Here is a 16,472-nt window from a genome sequence, read left to right on the forward strand (position 1 = left end):
GCCACGATGTCTTTACTTCCTCACCAGTGCCTCATCGCTTTGCAAAAGCGCCTGGGAATAGCCCGCGTTACGCTCCGCCGGGGTAGTCAGACGCACCTTCTCGTCAGGGGCGTGCAAACCCGCCAGCAGTACCCGGTAGGTGAGCACCGCCTGCACATACTCGCGGGTTTCACGGAAGGGAATCGATTCAATCCACACGTCCATCGGGCGGGTGTCGCTGCGTTCCGGCAACCACTGGGGAATACGGCCCGGCCCGGCGTTATAGGCGGCCAGGGCCAGAATCCGGTTATCGTTGAAACGGCCCAACATATCGGACAGGTAGCGGCTGCCCAGATTGATGTTGGTTTCTGGATCAAACACCTGATCACGGGAGGGGGCCGGCTGCTCTTCATCCATGGCGACCTTGCGCGCGGTACCGGGCATCAGCTGCATCAGGCCCATGGCGCCGGCATGGGACTGGGCGCGGGGGTTGAAGGCGCTCTCCCGGCGGGAAATCGCCATCGCCAGCCATGGGTCCAGTTTGTGACGGGCGCTGGCGCGGGCGAATTCCTTGCTGTAGGCGGCCGGGAAGCGCCAGGCCAGCGTGTCCCAGGCCTTGGCCTGAATGGAAGCCTGCACGGCGAGGTCGTACCACCCTTGCTCCAGCGCGTACTGGGCCAGACGGTCCTGATGGGGCCGGTCATTGTGCAACATCAGCCAGTGCCATTCTTTCCAGGCGGCGCCGTACTCTCCCATGTCACGCAGCAAGCGCACGCGGATCACGCCGGGAGGCAGGTTGACATTGGTATCGGGCTGGTAGACTTGCTGATTGAAACTGTAGGTCTGCCCGAGCCGGTCGGCGGCTAGAAAACCATAGAAATTCCGTTGCTCGGCGGCCTGCCGCCACAGTGGTGTCGCCTGGTTCCGCTGGCCGTTTTCCCAAGCGGCCCGGCCGGCCCAGTAGCGCCAGCGGCTGTCGCTGGCTTCCTCGCTGGGCAGGCGTTGGATCCAGCGTGCCACGGCGGGCCAGTCCTGCTCAATAACGGCGCGGCGAATGCGTTGGTCCAGCAGGGCGGTATCGGGGTGGTCCGACAACCACCGGTCGAGCCAGTCCTGATTTCCGCGAATGCCCCGAATAGTGGAATAAAAAGCAATCCGATCACCGGCGGCGCTATACAGTGCCGGGTCGGTGAGCCCCCAGCGCCTGGCTCTTTGCTCGAAGGCCTGACGGGCACCGGTGGTATTGGTATAGGCCATGCGCTGCAAGGCCGCGGAGATCAGTTCCTGGCGCCGGGTATCGGCCAGCGTCGCCGGTAAGTCGGCGACCTTGTCCGGGTTGTGATAAAGCTGCTCCAGCCATTCTCCAGCGGTCTGGTAGGGTTCGTCGAGCATACGTTTGAGATAGCGCATCAGTCCGGTGGCCCGGGCTTCGAACGCCAGTTGCATGCGTTGCCAGATTTGTTCCTGGCCGATGACGCCGGCGGCCTGGGCGGCTTCGAACAGAGGGTCGCAGGCGGAGGGGCGGGATTGGCCCGCCAGCCAGATTTCACGGGCGTCCTTCAGTGCGGCATCGCGATCATGGCGCAACTGGGCCCGTTGATAGTAACAGCGCGCTTCAATGGCGGTGGGAGGGCTGTCCATGGCTTTGGCGGCGGCATCCCAGCGCCCGGCCTTGGCGTAAGCGATCAAGGCCATCTGGCGAATGTCCGCCGGCAACGGGGAACGGGGATAGCGGTTTTGGTAGTCACGCAGACGCGAAGGATTCAGCTCCGGAAGGTCTCTGCGCAAATGATGGAATTCCAGGTAATCGCGCAGCGGGTAGTCCTGGGCGATGCGTGGTTCCAATTGCGCCAGTGTTTCCCAATCATTGTCGCGAGCTGCCCGCAGTGCGTCCTCGAAATTTGTGTTCACGGGTTGTGTGGCGCATGCCAGGGCGCTACAAGCGAAACTGAAAACCAGTACGGCGCGACGGATCATCCTGCCTCCATTCGTAGGGTGATCTCACCATTCTAGCGAGACGCGACCGCCGGGCGTGCGCGGTGAATGTAAAACTTGAGGTGGCGCCGGCGCCGGGGTTTATACTGTCGCCCCTTTTTTCGCCTGCCCTGACCGGTGACCGTGATGGAAAACAGCACAAAACTTTTGCAACGTCAGGCGTCCGCGCTGGCGGCTCGCCGGGTCGGGGTGGTGGAGGCCGATGACGCGGCCCTGGCCGATCTGCCGGCGGCCTCCCTGTGGCTGCATGCCGATGATTTTACCGTGTCGGCGGATCAGTGGCGGCCGTTGCCGGAAGTGGCCGAGGACACCGATTTGTTGATCCTGCCGTTGCCGAAAGCGGCGGACCGCATGACGCTGCTGTTGCGCCATCTGGCCGGCGTGATCCGCAAGCCGCTGCCGCTGTGGTTGGTGGGGCCGGCCAAGGGCGGGATCCGTGGCGGCGTTACCCGGCTCAAGGGCTTCGCCGATGACATCCAACTGCTCGACAGCGCCCGCCACTGCAAACTGTATGAGGCGCAACTGAGACCTGGGCCACCGCTATCCCTGGCGGAGCAGGCCGCGGTGATCGAGGTGCGCGGTGCACGGGTGACCAGTTACCCCGGTGTGTTCAGCCACGGCCGCCTCGACGAAGGCAGCGACTTGCTGCTGGATGCCCTGGAAGCCGCCGATGTCGGTGGTGGCAAGGCTTTGGATATTGGTTGCGGTGCCGGTGTGCTGACGGTCTGGCTGGCCCGGGCCGGCTGCCGGGTGCAGGCGTTGGATCCAAGTGCCACGGCGGTGACCGCAGCCCGCGCCACGCTGGCCGATAACGGTTTGAGCGCCGAGATACAGGGCGGCGATCTGTTTGACGGCATCACTGGTCGCTTTGATCTGCTGGTGACCAACCCTCCGTTCCACGATGGCCGTGAGCGTACCACCCAGATCACTCGCCGTTTGATCCGACAGGCGCCAGAGCATCTGCAAGCGGACGGGGAACTTTGGCTGGTGGCAAACCGGGAATTGCCCTATGCCCAGTGGCTGGACGACGCTTTCCGGCAAGTGACCGTGGTACGGGAAACCAATCGCTTCCGGGTTTATCGGGCCCGCCGTTGATCAGGTGACACTCAGCATTCCTTCCGCGCGCATCCAGTCGATGCATCGACGCAGCATGATCTCCAGCGGTACCTGATCATCAAAACCCAGCTCCCGTACCGCCTTGGCGCCACTGACCCGGCTGCGCGTGGAAATCAGCGCTACCTTTTCCGGCGTCAGACGTGGCTCGTTACCGGAGAAACGAGCGGCGATGGGGGACAACTGTCCCAGCAGGCCCAGCGCCCAACGTGGCGTCACTTTGCGGGGCGCTGGCCGGCCCAGCAGCCGCCCGATGGTTTGCGCCAGTTCCAGAAAACTGGCCTCGACGCCGGCCAGGATATAGTTGTGCCCGTCCCGGCCTGCGTCCCAGGCCGCCAGATGGGCCCGCGCCACTTCCTCCACCGCGCCGAAATTACCACCACCAGGGGGAACGCCGGGCAGACGGCGCTGATCGATCAGGCTGATCATCTGCGACCAGTTATGCGTATCGCCGGCGCCAATGATGGCGCAGGGGTTGAGGATCACCGTGCTCAGGCCCTGACGGGCGCCGTCACGGACTTCTTCTTCCGCCAGATATTTGGTGCGGTTGTAGCCGATCCAATCGTTGGCGGCGTTGGAGGGGATTTCCTCGTGGATGATGCCATCCTGCTGCCCCCATGCGGAAATCGAAGACGTATGAATCAACCTGCCCGCCTGATTGCGCAGGGCGGCGGTGACCACCGCCCGGGTGCCCATGACATTGTCCTGATACTGCTGGTCGCGCCGCCGTCGCCAGAGACTGGTATTGCCGGCTACGTGGAACACGGCGTCCACCGCCGGCGGCATTACCAGAGTGAGTTCGGTGGCGTTGCTCAGCGGGGCATGGACGATTTTCATCCCGGCTTCCCGCAGCGCTTGGCCGTCGCTGCCGGGGCGCAGCAGGGCGGTGACCTGCCAGCCTTGTTCCACCAGCAGGCGGGCGATGTGGCAACCGAGAAACCCCCGGGCTCCGGTGATAAAGGCGCTGGGCATGTTGTCGCTCCCCATTCATGGTTTGTCTCCGGTTATCGCCTAGGGCGGGGAGCGTGTAAAGCCCGGGCCTTCTTCGCGCAGGCGCAGAAAGCTGGCGAACCGGGGCAGGCCATGACGAGTGTGGCCGTGGTATTTGTAGGTGACGACGCTGCCAATGGCCGGAGGGCGAGCCCGCAGCGCATCGCTGAAACCGGTGCCCAGACGGAAATGACGCCCGCCGGGCGTTTTCACCAGCAGCGCCCCCATCATTCCGGTGTACTTGCCTTCGCCGGGGATCACCGCGACCACTTCCGCTTCCGCGTCCAGATAGGGCTTTACCTTGAGCAGATTGTCATTGCGTTCGCCCCGGTAAGGCGCGCCGCCGCGATGCAGCATCAGGCCTTCTCCGCCCGCCGCCACCACCTGCTCCAGATCGCGCATCAGCGTGGCGTGGTCGTGTCCCCGGCGCTGGTCGACCAGGTACAGGTGGGGCAGGGCGGCATCGTCAATCAGTTCGCGCAGTCGCGGCAGCCGCTGGTCGAACGGACCCGCGGACGAGGGCAGATCAAACGCCATGAAATAGATATGTCGCCAGGGTTCCGCGGGTGGCGTGCGACGGTTGAGTATCCCGACCAACTGACTGAAGGTGCCGCGCCCCATCCATAACTCGCCGTCCAGCGGTTGGTCGGGAAAGCCTTCGGTAAAGCCGGGCGGGGTATCGATCACATTTCCGTTGCGCGACAAAAACCGCTGCCCATCCCAGTAAGCGCGCACGCCATCCAGCTTCTCGCTGACCCAGTAGTTGCTCAGATCAATGCCTTCTTCATAAGTATTCGCCAGCATCAGCGCCGGTGCTTTCGCCGCCCGGGCCGCGGCGGCCATTACCAGAGTGGTGGCGATCAGTAACGTGCCGATGAAGTACAAAATTGGGCGGGACATCCTTGTTCCTCCTGGTCATCCATTGACGGAGCCAGTGTAGAAGAAGGGGCGGGCCGGGGATGCAGGTCCAGGCTGAAATACGTGTAGGACTATGGCTGCCTGCCCATGGTGATTGGCTGACAAGGACGCGGAACAGGTGGCCGGGCGCTGGAAAAAATTCTGGGCCCGTAAGCCTTTTAGTCCAGGTGCTTGTGCCCGTTTTGCTCGCTGGGGGGCGGGCTGAACAATCGGGGAGCGCCGCGGCGGGGTTGATGAATCAGGTTCAGCCGGCTGCTGCGCGCCTGCCGCACGCTCAGCGATGATGGCGCGGACAGACTCACCAGGGTGCCGGCACCGGCGCGCACTGCTTTGTGGATCAATTCCAGACCGCAACGGCTGGTGATGGCCAAAAAACCGCTGGCCGGATCCAGGCCCGCGCGGACGCAGGCGCCGATCAGCTTATCCAGGGCGTTATGACGGCCGATGTCCTCGCGGCACAGACGCGTTTTACCGGCGCCATCCACATAAACCGCCGCGTGCATGGCGCCGCTGTCGCGGGCGAGAACTTGTGTCGCCTGGAAGCGTTCACGTAATCCCGTCAGGTGGACCAGTGGTGGCAGTGGCGCGGCGTCCCGCTCGGGCAACCGGGGTAAGGCTTGATCCAGGGCCTCCACCCCGCACAGGCCGCAGCCGCCGCTGCCCGCCCGGTTGCGGCGCTGGTGTTTGAAGGCGCTTAAGGCTCGGCTGCTTAAAGTCACTTCAACCTGGATCGCGTCTTCCAGTGGTGTCGGATCGATGTCGCGGATCGCCAGGGGGCTATCCACCACGCCCTCGGTCAGCGTGAAGCCGGTAACAAAATCCTCCACATCGTTCGGGGTCGCCATCATTACCGCGTGATTGATGCCGTTATAGCTGATCGCCACCGCCACTTCGGCGGCAAGCGGCTGATCGCCGGACACTGCGTGGGGGCTGTATTCCAGATAATCGTAACGGGGGGACGGATCCACCAGAGCAGAATCTTCATCGGAGGAACGCCCGGCACCGGGCCGGGAAGACGTCATGGTCGTTACCTCATGGGTTCAGGACGTGTCCTGCGTTGTTCTGTCATCCAGGCTCTTAGGATAGGGCGATTCGGGCCCCGGGTCCAAAATGTCAGAGGCTTTATTCAGGTTCATCGCGGAATAGCGGGAATATGGGTTTCCATCGGGAGCCCGGGTGGCCTTCCGAGGTCCCTGATGGAAGGTAAGATCGGCCCCCACTAATCTACGATGAACCCAAAAAAGGGGTTGATTTTTGATCGCCGCTCCCTGATGTTGGATCAAGTCTGTTTACGGATCGGGGAAGGCCGGGAGCTACAAACCGGAGTGCCACCCCCCGTGGAGAGCGGCACCGAAACCGATACTATTCGATAACAAAAGGTAGAGGCTAATGATGGATATCAGTACCACCCTGCTGGGGCAGATGGCGATCGCCTGGGCTGTGCTCTGTGCAGTGATTTCCTATTTTCTGGCACGCAAGAAAGTTCGCGCGCCGATTCTTGCCGCCGTGCTGGGCCTGTTCATGTCCCTGGTGCCGCCGTTCGCTTTGGTGTACATGGCGGTGCTGGCGTTCCTGCGGCCGGAACCGCGGCATAGCCAGGTTTCCGCCTGACCTCCTTGTCTCCGGTCTGCTCCGGTCCCGGGCTTCCGACAGGGCCTGTCGTGCCCTGTCCTGAGCTGTCGGTGCGGTTTAAAGGCGCCTGTCCACGCTGGTCTGTTGCATCCGTCTCCCACGGCAAGCATGCTGACCCTGGCATGGATTCCATGGGAATGTGGTATGTACCATCGATTCGCTATTGCTCTGATATTTCCCCTGAGCGCTTGTATGTCCAACACCACGGAACAGGATGACTCGGCTGGGCCCACCGGTATGGCTAATCCTGCTTCGCAATACTGTGAGCAAGTGGGAGGCGAACTGGAAATCCGCGACGAGCAGAATGGCCAGGTTGGCTACTGCCATCTGCCGGATGGTCGTGTCGTCGAGGAATGGGCGCTGTATCGCTCCTCCATCCAGAATTGATGACGCCGTACGAAAATGCCGCGGGACAGTGGACATGGCATAAGGCGTTAACTATATTGCCGTTTCACGGAAGCGGGTGTAGCTCAATGGTAGAGCAGAAGCTTCCCAAGCTTACGACGAGGGTTCGATTCCCTTCACCCGCTCCAAACCTCCTTCTCCCGCCGCGAATACCCCCTCCCGCCACCGATAGGATGGAACGAGCCGTGTCAGGATGCGGTATCCTTTCTTTCTGGAATGCGACTCATGAAACCAACGGATAAAGGGCGCGATATGAGGAAGTGGTTCTGGGGAGTAGCGGTGCTCTTCTTGCTCGCCGGTTGTGGCGGTAATGATCTGAGCGCGGTCACGCTGGACAAGTTCACGGTGATGTTGATCGACGGTAAGGAGAGGAAAGCCGCGATCTGCCTGAGGAAGCTCAATGCCCAGGGCGATGGGATGATTGCGGGTTGTGGTGAGTGGACGCCGGTCGACGTGGTGCATAAGACGCTTTAGTTGCACGTCTGGCGGTTCTGGCCGAACTGCTGCGCCTTATTCTCTCTTTTCCATGTTTGCCTTCCTTATAGTAACAATTGAAGTTACGATAAGGCGAAACGGTGGCAATGGAATCTCCTGTGTCCTCTTTTTCCAATCCCGGTTCCGTTGCCCGGTACGCTGATGGCCCGGTCAGGCAGGTGCCGGGTTTCCTCGCGCTGCAGAAAATGGCGGAGTTGCTGCTGGCGGAGCGTGTTCCCGAACAGGGGCATGTTCTGGTGTTGGGCGCCGGTGGCGGCCTGGAATTGAAGGCATTCGCGCAATCCCGGTCCGGATGGCGCTTTCTGGGCGTTGATCCCTCGGCGCGGATGCTGGAGCTGGCGTCGGATACGCTGGGCCCGCTTGCGGACCGCGTGGAGCTTCTCGAAGGTTACATCGACCAGGCGCCGGACCTGGCCTTCGACGGCGCCACCTGCTTGTTGACGCTGCACTTTCTATCGATGGAGCAGCGCCGCCACACGCTCGGAGCGCTGCGGCGCCGCTTGAAACCCGGCGCGCCGTTGGTGGTGGCCCATCACAGTTTTCCCCAGGACGAGGATGAGAAACGGCGTTGGCTGAAGCGTTACGCTGCGTTCGCGGCGTCGTCCGGGGTAGCCGGAGCCGACGCCGAAAGAGCCATCGAAGCCATTGGCGTCCGGTTGCCCTTGCTTGCTCCAGAGCAGGAAGAGGCGCTCCTCAGGGAAGCAGGTTTCAAAGGAACCGAGCTGTTCTACGCCGGGTTTACCTTCAAGGGCTGGGTTGCTTACGCTCCCTGACGCTGGTCAAAGCCGGAAGGCCCCCAGCCGCTTGATTTGCAGGCGCAGCCCGTCTTCACCCAGGTAGTGCGCGAGTTTGCCCTGTCTCACCTTTTCCAAACTCGTGCGCAATGACGCCAACAGTGTTTGTTTTTGTTCCGGCAGGGTGGCGCGCTGCTGTACGGACAGCTGTTCCGTTATGCAGTGGGCACTGTCGGGGACTCCATGCAGGACGCAGCGTAGCGCTGCCTGTACCGAGGCCTGATCCGGGTGGGTCAGCACACGGGCCACCAACGCCCTGGGAACAGGACCATTTACGTCGTCCAGCAGCCGTTCGGGGAGCGGCGGATCACGGTCAAGCAGGGCCTGAAAGGCTGACCAGGCATTGTTGATGACAGCCAGGGAGAGCGGGCTCATATCGCCGCGAAGCGGGATATCCGCCGTGATGCCGCCGTCGAGTAATTGCGTGAGCAGGGCGGCATCGTCCTGTTGAATGGCGTGACTCAGAGCCAGTGTGGCAAGAAGAGGATTGTTGCTCAGGGTGCCGGCTTCGAGCGCGCCCCGCCAATCCAGCACGGCTTGCCGGTAAAAGTCGACTATCTTGTCGGCCAGAGCGTCGGGCAGGCCGTGATCCTGCCTGCGGCAGTCCAGATACTCCAAGAATTCCAGACCGGTATCGGCGCTGTCGTCGGAGACCGGATCTTTTTCCAGTCCGAGGCATTGGAAAGCCTCCCGCAGAGTCGGTGCGATGGTGGCCAGTCCGTCCTCGTGCATGGCGTGGCGCCAGGCTGGCGGCAAGCCCATTTTCCAAGCCAGAGCGTGGCCGTAATCTAGGGCGTGCTGGTCGGTGACCACATAGATGCGGTCGCAGTATTCGAAGCCGCCGATGGGCAGAGCGCCGATTTTGCCGTCCCAATCACGCCCACCAGCCTCGCAGGCTTCTTCCGCGAGCGCCTGTTCATGCTCGATCCAGCCGGGTAGATCACGATAGCCATCGCTGTCGTGGTAGAACAGCTCGGTCCAGGAAATCGCTTCCTGATTGCCGTGCATGGTCAAGCGCAGGTCGTAGTCCAGACGGCCGCCGGCGGTGAGTCGCCAGAGCGACAGCAGAGCGTCGGGCAGGGTGCCGCGGATTCGCTGGCGGATATCCCGCAACGCATCCTCACTAACGGGGGGCTGCGCTTCGAAGATGACGCGGTCGGCCCAGATCACGATATCGTGATCGCGCAGTTGCTGAAGTTCATCCCGGGTGAAAGTGTCGGAGAGATCCATTCTGGTCTGGTGCCGTGCCCACTGAGAAAGTCAGCTTACCATGGTGAGGGCCAGGGTTTGTTGATCATGGCGGGGGATTACAAGCCCATTAAAAAGGTTCATCGCGGTTTGGCGGGATTTGGAAATGCCCTCCATCAGGGACAGCGTAGCCGTGTTACGCCTTTGCGGGAACGTCGTGAAGCAGGTTCCGCAAAGGCGTAACACAGCTCCGCTTCGAGGTGAGGGGCTGGCGCCAGCGCTTTTCCGGTCGCTGGCATGGAAGGGCTTTGATGTCGCTGTGGGAGCCAGCCTGCTGGCGGGCGATGAACCATTAAAAAGCCGAAGCCCGTATTTTTCGCGGACTTCGGCTGTGCAGGCCGCCGCTCTGACAGAGGGCGGAACGGTTCAACTGGTTTTCGGTTGCTTGACCATCCGCAGGTAGGGTTTCTTCTCATCCCAGCCTTCGGGGAACAGCTTTTGCGCGTCCTCGTTGCTGAGTGAGGGAACGATGATGACGTCATCGCCGTCGTTCCAGTTCACCGGGGTCGCCACTTTGTAGCCGTCGGTGAGCTGCAGACTGTCGATGACCCGCAGAATCTCGTCGAAATTACGGCCGGTGCTGGCCGGGTAGGTGATGGTGAGACGGATCTTCTTGTTCGGGTCGATGACGAACACGCTACGCACGGTCAGGGTGTCGTTGGCGTTGGGGTGGATCATGCCATACAGGTCGGCGACCTTACGGTCGGCGTCGGCCAGCAGCGGGAAGTTCAGGGCCTGCCCCTGGGTTTCCTCGATGTCACCGCACCAGGCGTTGTGATCGTCGAGCGGGTCCACGGACAGACCGATGACCTTGGCGTTGCGTTTCTCGAATTCCGGCTTCAGCCGGGCCACTTCCCCCAGCTCGGTGGTGCACACCGGGGTGAAATCCTTGGGATGGGAAAACAGTACCACCCAGTTGTCCCCGGCCCATTGATGGAAGGAAATCGGACCGTCGGTGGAGTCCTGCTGAAAATCCGGTGCGATGTCACCTAATTGCAATGCCATGCTACGCCTCCTTGTTATATTGGCGGATAGTGATAGGGCTGAAAGCTAAGCTCGCTTATAACTCCAGAGAACATAGAGGTTCACGATGACGCTTTAAAGGGGGGCGGCAAGACGGAATTGCGCTAAGCATCTTCTCCACGCTTATTAGTGTGAACCGGCGCTAGTGCGACAGATCGCTGGCGGCGGCGCGGCGGTGCTCCGGATCGTCGGGAGAGTATGCCACCTGCAGCCGGTTGAGCGTGCGTTCCTCCAGTTGGTCCAGCCGCTGTCGGCAGGCCAGGAAGGTCCGGCTGATGCGGGTGGAGTTGTTGATCATGTCCAGCTTCGGCCAACTGGTGCGTTCGCCCAGGCTGATGAAATTGCGCACGTCGTCCATGCTGGGATTACGCAGTATGCGCAGCAGATTCAGCGGCTGACGCGGCGGAATCAGGTTGATGTCGCCGATGTAGCGTTGCTTGACCACATTCTGTGCTTTGCTGATTAGCAGTCCCAGATCGTTGGAACGCACCCGCCGCTGCGCCAGTTCCAATGCGTAATTCAGGTTCATGGACAGATTGCGCACGCCCCAATCGGCCAGGGTGCTGAAGCTGGAGTCGGTGCTCTCGCTGCGCGACAGGAACGGTACCACGTGGGGATTGGTCTGGCTGACGATGGAATGATTGACGCCGAACAGGCGGGCCAGACGCCGCACCGGCAGGTCATCCTGGATCGAGCCGTCAACGAATTTGCGCCCGGGGATATAAGGCACGCGCTCACCATCGATGTTCTTGGCCCACAGGCTCACCGGGGGATAAATGCCGGGGATCGCGCAACTGGCCAGGGATGCCTTGCGAATCAGGACATTGGGCGAGGTGCGCCAGTTCAGCAGCCGACTGTGCTGGTTACGGTCATAGGGGCTGACGGTGATGTTGATCTCGCGTCCGGTCTTGCGGTAGGCCTCCTCGAAGGTGAGGTCGGGAATGTTCTCTTCCAGACAGGCTTCCAGGTGATCACCATCCAGTACCGGGGTGCCGCGTACCAGGCCCTTCCAGCCGGCGGCGCGGAACGCCTCCAGGTAGAGATTTTCCGGGCGCAGTTTTTCCGCCAACTCGTCATTGCTGTGGGTACCGGCCACCGCCGCCACGATACTGCCGGCGCTGGAGCCGGAGATCACGCACGGTAACAGGCCCTGTTCCCACAGGCTTTTCACCACGCCCACATGGAACAGTCCGAGGGCGGCGCCGCCGGACAGCATCAGGCCGCTTTGGCCGAACGCCTGGCCGGTGGTTTCGAAGAAATCCAGTTTCTGCTTCAGGCCGAATTGCTCGAAGGACTCGTCGCACAGATAGTTCAGCGCGGCGCAGACTTCGTCCAGGTAACGCTCGATCAGATGTTTGGTGCCAACCCGGCTGTGGCGATACAGCGCCGGGTTGGAAATGTTGCCGAGGTTGCCGTGCAGGCCTTCGTGGAGATGGAATACCAGTTTGTTGACATTGTGCCGCTCGCGGGCCTGGCGGATCTGCCAGAGCCGGTTTCGGATCAGTTCGTAATCGTAGTGAGGGGAGCGGTCGATACCCTTCCATTCGTCGGCACCGGATATCCGGTCGTGTTCCAGACTGGCTTCCATCCACGCCTGATAGGAGGTGGCGTGGGCGATGTCGCGCTCGAGCTGCTTGAGCGTCCGATTCATGCGGATCTCCCTGGCTGACGACCGGCCCGAGGTTGGGCCGCCGATCTTGCTACCGGCCCATCGGCGGGCCGGAAATGTTTATTGTTGGGCGTTTTCGCGGTTACGCCAATTCAGCATTAGCACAACCGGATTGCGATTCAGTGTAGCCGTCTCTTCCGGCGCCATTGGTTCCGGATTGTCGGACAATAGCGTAAAAAGTGACATTGACCGATGGCATGGTGTTTCGCGGCGCGGCGGCCTGGCGGGCAGCCCCTGACCGTGCTCCGGTGGCGCCGGTGAGGGCTCTATTCCTGGGCCAGGATCAGCGTCATGATGCGCCGGGCCATGGGGGACGGTGTGCGATCGCGCAGGGCGACGATACCGAATGAAGCCTGCATCGCGGGGGCGTCTCTTACTTGCAGCGGAACCAGGGTCCCGTCCCGCAGGTCCTCGGCAACGGCCGCCTCGGTGGCGATGAGCACCGTGTCGGTGGCCAGGGTGATCGATCGCAGCACCGCGAAGTCGTCGCATTCCAGGGCCAGGGCGGGACTTTGCCCGGCCTGCGGCGGCAGTTGTTCAAGGAAGCGGGCGCGGGTTTGCGATGAGACACTGACGGAGCCGAGCCCATATCGCCACACATCGGAGAGGGGATTGTCCCTGTTCGCCAGAGGGTGACCGGAACGGACATAGAAGCGAACATCGCGGTGGGGCAGGGGGGTTATCTCAAGGGATGGCCCCGCTCTCAGATGGCTGATATCGGCGATGAAGAATTCAATCTCCTCGCCCTGCAAATGGGTCAGTAACTGGGTGGTGTGACTTTGTTCGATGCGGAATGTCGCCAGAGGGTGGCCGCGCCGCAATTCGCTCAGGACCGGTGCCAGCATGGTGGCCGAAACCATCGCCCCCACGCCGAAAGCGGTATCCCCCAACTGACTATCCCGGTAGAGAGCCACCTCCCATTGCAGACTGCGTGCGTCAAACAGCAGTTTACGCGCCCTCTCGATAACCAACCGCCCGGCCGGAGTAACCCGAACACCGTCCGTGTCCCGATCGAACAGTCGCAGGCCAAGTTCCTGTTCCACCGCCTGAATGCTGCGGCTGAAAGCGGATTGGCTCAAATGCGCACGGGCCGAGGCACGGGCGAAGTGCAGCTCGTCGGCCAGGGCGACCACATGGGAAAGTCGGCGCAGATTCATGGCCCTGATTCTCAAGGGTGTATTGCATAAAACACAATGATGAAACGCATATTATGCATTGGACGCATTGGGAGGCCAGTCAATACATTGAATTTGAGAGCCGGGCTCCGCCATTGGCGGCTTCCGGCCGGCATTCACGCGGAGATCGTCAAGGAGACCGTCCATGAGCCTTTCAACGGCAGCCCCCGGGGTTGGAATGGGGGAAGAGACACCCGAACAAGAACATCCGCCGTTTCGAATCAAACCGCTGTCCCCCACCATCGGTGTCGAGATCGAGGGCATCGACTTGCGGCAACCACTGGATGATGGCACCTGCAAAGCAATGCGGGCGGCGCTGATCCGTCATAAATTACTGGTGTTTCGCGACCAGGACATCACGCCGGCGCAACACGTGCGGTTGGCGGGTCGCTTCGGCGAACTGGAAGTGCACCCGGTGTTTAATCATCACCCTGACCATCCTGAATTGGTGCTGCTTGGCGGTGACCAGCAGGTCCGGGCCCGGGAGAACATTTTTCACACCGACGTGTCCTGGCGGGAATGTCCTTCGATGGGCTCGATGCTGCGGTGTATTGAATGCCCTGAAGTGGGGGGTGATACCCTGTGGGTGAACATGGCCGCCGCTTATGACAATTTACCGGAGGATGTGAAGGAAAGGTTGGTCGCACTGTACGCGGTACATGACGTGATGCCGGCATTCGGCGCGCGAATGACGCCGCAAGAGCGTGAAATAAACCGCCATAAGTTCCCGCCGGCAACGCACCCGGTAGTCAGAACCCATCCGGAAAGCGGCGAAAAGATTCTTTACGTTAACGAGGCGTTCGTTACTCATCTGGCCAATTACAACCAGGTGGCGGAGATGCGGATGGGGTTTGATTTCCGGCTCGGAGAGATGGACCTGCTGCAGTACCTGTATCGACAGGCGGCGGCCCCGGAATATCAGATTCGCCTGCGCTGGCGGCCGAATACCATTGCGTTCTGGGATAACCGTTCAACCCAGCACTACGCTATTCAGGACTATTTCCCGGCGGTGCGTCGCATGATGCGGGCCACTATCATCGGTGACCGGCCGCGCTGATCGGCATGGTCGCGGGGAATTGCGCCAACGCCACCTTGCGGGGCGGCGTTGGCGTCGGTGGGGTATCGATCAGCGCAGTTGGAAGGTGACCATCACCTGAGCACTCAGCTCCTGCTCACCGGGGCGATAGCTCTCCTGCACCGCGCCCTTGGCCATGGCGGCACGCATCATCGGTGCCGGATGGCTCTGGCCCTGCACATTGATGGTAATCGCCGGACCCAGCTTGCGGTCCGCCGCCTTGGCGACAATCTCGGCCTTGGCGCGGGCGTCTTCCACCGCCGTTTCCAGTGCCTGCTGGTTCAGCTCGGCGGCGTTGCTGATATCGGTGCCGGCCGGGGAAATGTCCTTCAGTCCCAGTTTGGTCAGGCCGTCGGCCAGTTCCGCATAGACTTCGATGCCGTTGACCTGGAAGCGCACTTCCCGCGCCACTTCATGGCCAATCAGCTTGCGTTCCGGCTGGTACTGCCACTGCGGCGTGACGCGAATATCGGTGGCGGTGACGTCCTTCTCATCAATATCCAGGGAATCGGCCAGATCCAGCATGGCCTTGACCTGATCGTCCACGCGATCCTTCATGGTGGCGATGTCATCGCCAGTCTCCCGGGCGGTGGCCTGCAGATTGAAAATATCCGGCTGACCGCTGACCTTGCCCTCGCCGGACACCGTGATGGTGTCGCGCTCTCCGTTGGTGGTGCCGCTGTCCGTGCCGCAGGCGCTCAACCCCAGCACGGCCAGAGCGACGACAAAAAGAGCCGGTTTGTTGCGCATTGTGATACTCCCTTATTCATTGGTTATGAGGTAATTCCGGTTGCGACCTTGGTTGTGTTGCCGGGGAACTTTATCATTCCTGATTCATCAGCAGGAGGTCCCATGGCGGAAGTCGAACAGGCGGTTAGACAGGTTCTTGGCGATTTGATCCCGGACGATTTGCAAACCGACCTGATCAGCGCCGGCACCCTGTCGGCGATACAGGTGGATCAGGATCAGGTGCGGCTGGAGATTACCCTGGGCTATCCCTGTGCCTCGGCGCTGCCGGCGCTGCGCGAGCGTATTCGTACCGCGGTGGCAGCGGTGATCGAAGGCCGTCGTTTGCTGCTGGCGGTGACCGTGGCGATCAAGCCGCACCGCGCCCAAGGCGGCATGCCGGCCATGGCTCAGGTGACCAATGTGATCGCGGTGGCGTCCGGCAAGGGCGGGGTGGGCAAATCCACCACCGCGGTGAATCTGGCTCTGGCGCTGAGCCGGGAAGGCGCCCGGGTGGGCATTCTCGACGCCGATATCTTCGGTCCCAGCCAGCCGCTGATGCTGGGGTTGCCGGAGGGCACGCGGCCACAGGTTCGCGATGGCAATCGCTTCGTGCCGGTGGAGGCCCTCGGCCTGCAAAGCATGTCCATGGGCTACCTGATCACCGAGCAGACGCCGGTGGTGTGGCGTGGTCCCAAGGCCAGCGGCGCGCTGACGCAAATGATGCAGCAGACACTGTGGCACCAACTGGATTATCTGATTGTCGATCTGCCGCCGGGCACCGGTGATATTGTGCTGACGCTGGCCCAGAAAGTGCCGGTGGCCGGCGCCGTGGTGGTGACCACTCCCCAGGACATTGCCTTGCTGGACGCCACCAAGGGGGTGGAGATGTTCCGTAAGGTGGACGTGCGGGTATTGGGTATCATCGAGAACATGGCGGTGCATGTGTGCAGTCAGTGCGGCCACCAGGAGCATGTGTTCGGTGAAGGCGGCGCGCGCCGGCTGGCGGACCGTTACCACACCGAGGTGCTGGGAGCGTTGCCGTTGTCACTGAAGATCCGCGAGCAGGCCGACGCCGGCCGGCCCACCGTGGCGGCGGAACCGGACAGCCCGGAGGCCGCGCTGTACCGGGCGGCGGCCCGGCGCCTGGCGGCGCGGTTGTCGCTCACCGAGGAAGGCAAACGCGGGTTTCCGAAAGTCGTCACCCAGCATTAGTGGTTACCCGGCATTGAGGC

The 16,472-nt window shown here is 61.9% G+C and carries 16 protein-coding genes and 1 tRNA gene; 8 read left to right on the forward strand and 9 right to left on the reverse strand.

Going from position 1 to position 16,472, the window contains the following annotated elements; all coding sequences use genetic code 11:
- Positions 1-12: 12 nt before the first annotated feature.
- Positions 13-1,956 (reverse strand): transglycosylase SLT domain-containing protein, encoded by a 1,944-nt coding sequence (locus E0L37_RS19335; RefSeq protein WP_133493291.1) that lies wholly within the window; start codon positions 1,954-1,956, stop codon positions 13-15.
- 144 nt (positions 1,957-2,100) lie between these two features.
- Here E0L37_RS19335 and E0L37_RS19340 point away from each other — a divergent pair, with 144 nt between their 5' ends.
- Positions 2,101-3,069 (forward strand): methyltransferase, encoded by a 969-nt coding sequence (locus tag E0L37_RS19340; protein WP_133493292.1) that lies wholly within the window; start codon positions 2,101-2,103, stop codon positions 3,067-3,069.
- On the opposite strand, the gene E0L37_RS19345 is transcribed toward E0L37_RS19340, so the two are convergent.
- From E0L37_RS19345 to fdhD, 3 genes are all read right to left on the reverse strand, one after another.
- The gene (locus tag E0L37_RS19345) at positions 3,070-4,059 is read right to left on the reverse strand and encodes an NAD-dependent epimerase/dehydratase family protein (protein WP_133493293.1); all 990 of its coding nucleotides are present in this window, start codon (positions 4,057-4,059) and stop codon (positions 3,070-3,072) included.
- Between the two features lie 39 nt (positions 4,060-4,098).
- Positions 4,099-4,977, reverse strand: a complete 879-nt coding sequence (locus tag E0L37_RS19350) for a DNA ligase (RefSeq protein ID WP_133493294.1) — start codon at positions 4,975-4,977, stop codon at positions 4,099-4,101.
- A gap of 176 nt (positions 4,978-5,153) precedes the next feature.
- Positions 5,154-6,017, reverse strand: coding sequence for a formate dehydrogenase accessory sulfurtransferase FdhD (gene fdhD, locus E0L37_RS19355; RefSeq protein ID WP_133493295.1), 864 nt, complete (start codon positions 6,015-6,017; stop codon positions 5,154-5,156).
- A 367-nt stretch (positions 6,018-6,384) separates the two neighbouring features.
- Between fdhD and E0L37_RS19360 the strand changes: the two genes are divergently transcribed.
- The 5 genes from E0L37_RS19360 to E0L37_RS19380 all read left to right on the forward strand — a co-directional run bounded on the left by E0L37_RS19360 (position 6,385) and on the right by E0L37_RS19380 (position 8,300).
- Complete coding sequence (locus E0L37_RS19360; RefSeq protein ID WP_063140744.1) at positions 6,385-6,606, forward strand: hypothetical protein; 222 nt, start codon at positions 6,385-6,387, stop codon at positions 6,604-6,606.
- 213 nt (positions 6,607-6,819) lie between these two features.
- Positions 6,820-7,014 (forward strand): DUF333 domain-containing protein, encoded by a 195-nt coding sequence (locus E0L37_RS19365; RefSeq protein ID WP_201303712.1) that lies wholly within the window; start codon positions 6,820-6,822, stop codon positions 7,012-7,014.
- A gap of 72 nt (positions 7,015-7,086) precedes the next feature.
- Positions 7,087-7,160 (forward strand) — tRNA-Gly (locus E0L37_RS19370).
- Positions 7,161-7,257: 97 nt separating this feature from the next.
- Positions 7,258-7,506 (forward strand): hypothetical protein, encoded by a 249-nt coding sequence (locus E0L37_RS19375; protein ID WP_133493297.1) that lies wholly within the window; start codon positions 7,258-7,260, stop codon positions 7,504-7,506.
- 119 nt (positions 7,507-7,625) lie between these two features.
- On the forward strand, positions 7,626-8,300 hold the full coding sequence (locus tag E0L37_RS19380; RefSeq protein ID WP_133493298.1) for a class I SAM-dependent methyltransferase: 675 nt from the start codon (positions 7,626-7,628) through the stop codon (positions 8,298-8,300).
- A gap of 6 nt (positions 8,301-8,306) precedes the next feature.
- Here E0L37_RS19380 and E0L37_RS19385 read toward each other — a convergent pair whose 3' ends face one another.
- The 4 genes from E0L37_RS19385 to E0L37_RS19400 form a co-directional block, all read right to left on the reverse strand.
- On the reverse strand, positions 8,307-9,551 hold the full coding sequence (locus E0L37_RS19385; protein WP_133493299.1) for an SMI1/KNR4 family protein: 1,245 nt from the start codon (positions 9,549-9,551) through the stop codon (positions 8,307-8,309).
- A gap of 384 nt (positions 9,552-9,935) precedes the next feature.
- Positions 9,936-10,574, reverse strand: coding sequence for a peroxiredoxin (locus E0L37_RS19390; protein ID WP_133493300.1), 639 nt, complete (start codon positions 10,572-10,574; stop codon positions 9,936-9,938).
- A 160-nt stretch (positions 10,575-10,734) separates the two neighbouring features.
- The gene (locus tag E0L37_RS19395; protein ID WP_133493301.1) at positions 10,735-12,243 is read right to left on the reverse strand and encodes a DUF3336 domain-containing protein; all 1,509 of its coding nucleotides are present in this window, start codon (positions 12,241-12,243) and stop codon (positions 10,735-10,737) included.
- A 284-nt stretch (positions 12,244-12,527) separates the two neighbouring features.
- Entirely contained in the window at positions 12,528-13,418 is an 891-nt protein-coding gene (locus E0L37_RS19400) for a LysR family transcriptional regulator (RefSeq protein ID WP_133493302.1), read from the reverse strand.
- A gap of 163 nt (positions 13,419-13,581) precedes the next feature.
- On the opposite strand from E0L37_RS19400, the gene E0L37_RS19405 reads away from it, so the two are divergent.
- Positions 13,582-14,493, forward strand: coding sequence for a TauD/TfdA family dioxygenase (locus E0L37_RS19405; protein WP_205655656.1), 912 nt, complete (start codon positions 13,582-13,584; stop codon positions 14,491-14,493).
- 69 nt (positions 14,494-14,562) lie between these two features.
- Here the strand turns inward: E0L37_RS19405 and E0L37_RS19410 are convergent, their stop codons facing one another.
- On the reverse strand, positions 14,563-15,261 hold the full coding sequence (locus tag E0L37_RS19410; protein WP_133493303.1) for an SIMPL domain-containing protein: 699 nt from the start codon (positions 15,259-15,261) through the stop codon (positions 14,563-14,565).
- Between the two features lie 102 nt (positions 15,262-15,363).
- On the opposite strand from E0L37_RS19410, the gene apbC reads away from it, so the two are divergent.
- The gene (apbC, locus tag E0L37_RS19415; RefSeq protein ID WP_133493304.1) at positions 15,364-16,452 is read left to right on the forward strand and encodes an iron-sulfur cluster carrier protein ApbC; all 1,089 of its coding nucleotides are present in this window, start codon (positions 15,364-15,366) and stop codon (positions 16,450-16,452) included.
- The last annotated feature ends 20 nt before the right edge of the window (positions 16,453-16,472 follow it).

The organism is Alcanivorax sp. 24, from assembly GCF_004360225.1.
Classification (GTDB): domain Bacteria; phylum Pseudomonadota; class Gammaproteobacteria; order Pseudomonadales; family Alcanivoracaceae; genus Alloalcanivorax; species Alloalcanivorax xiamenensis.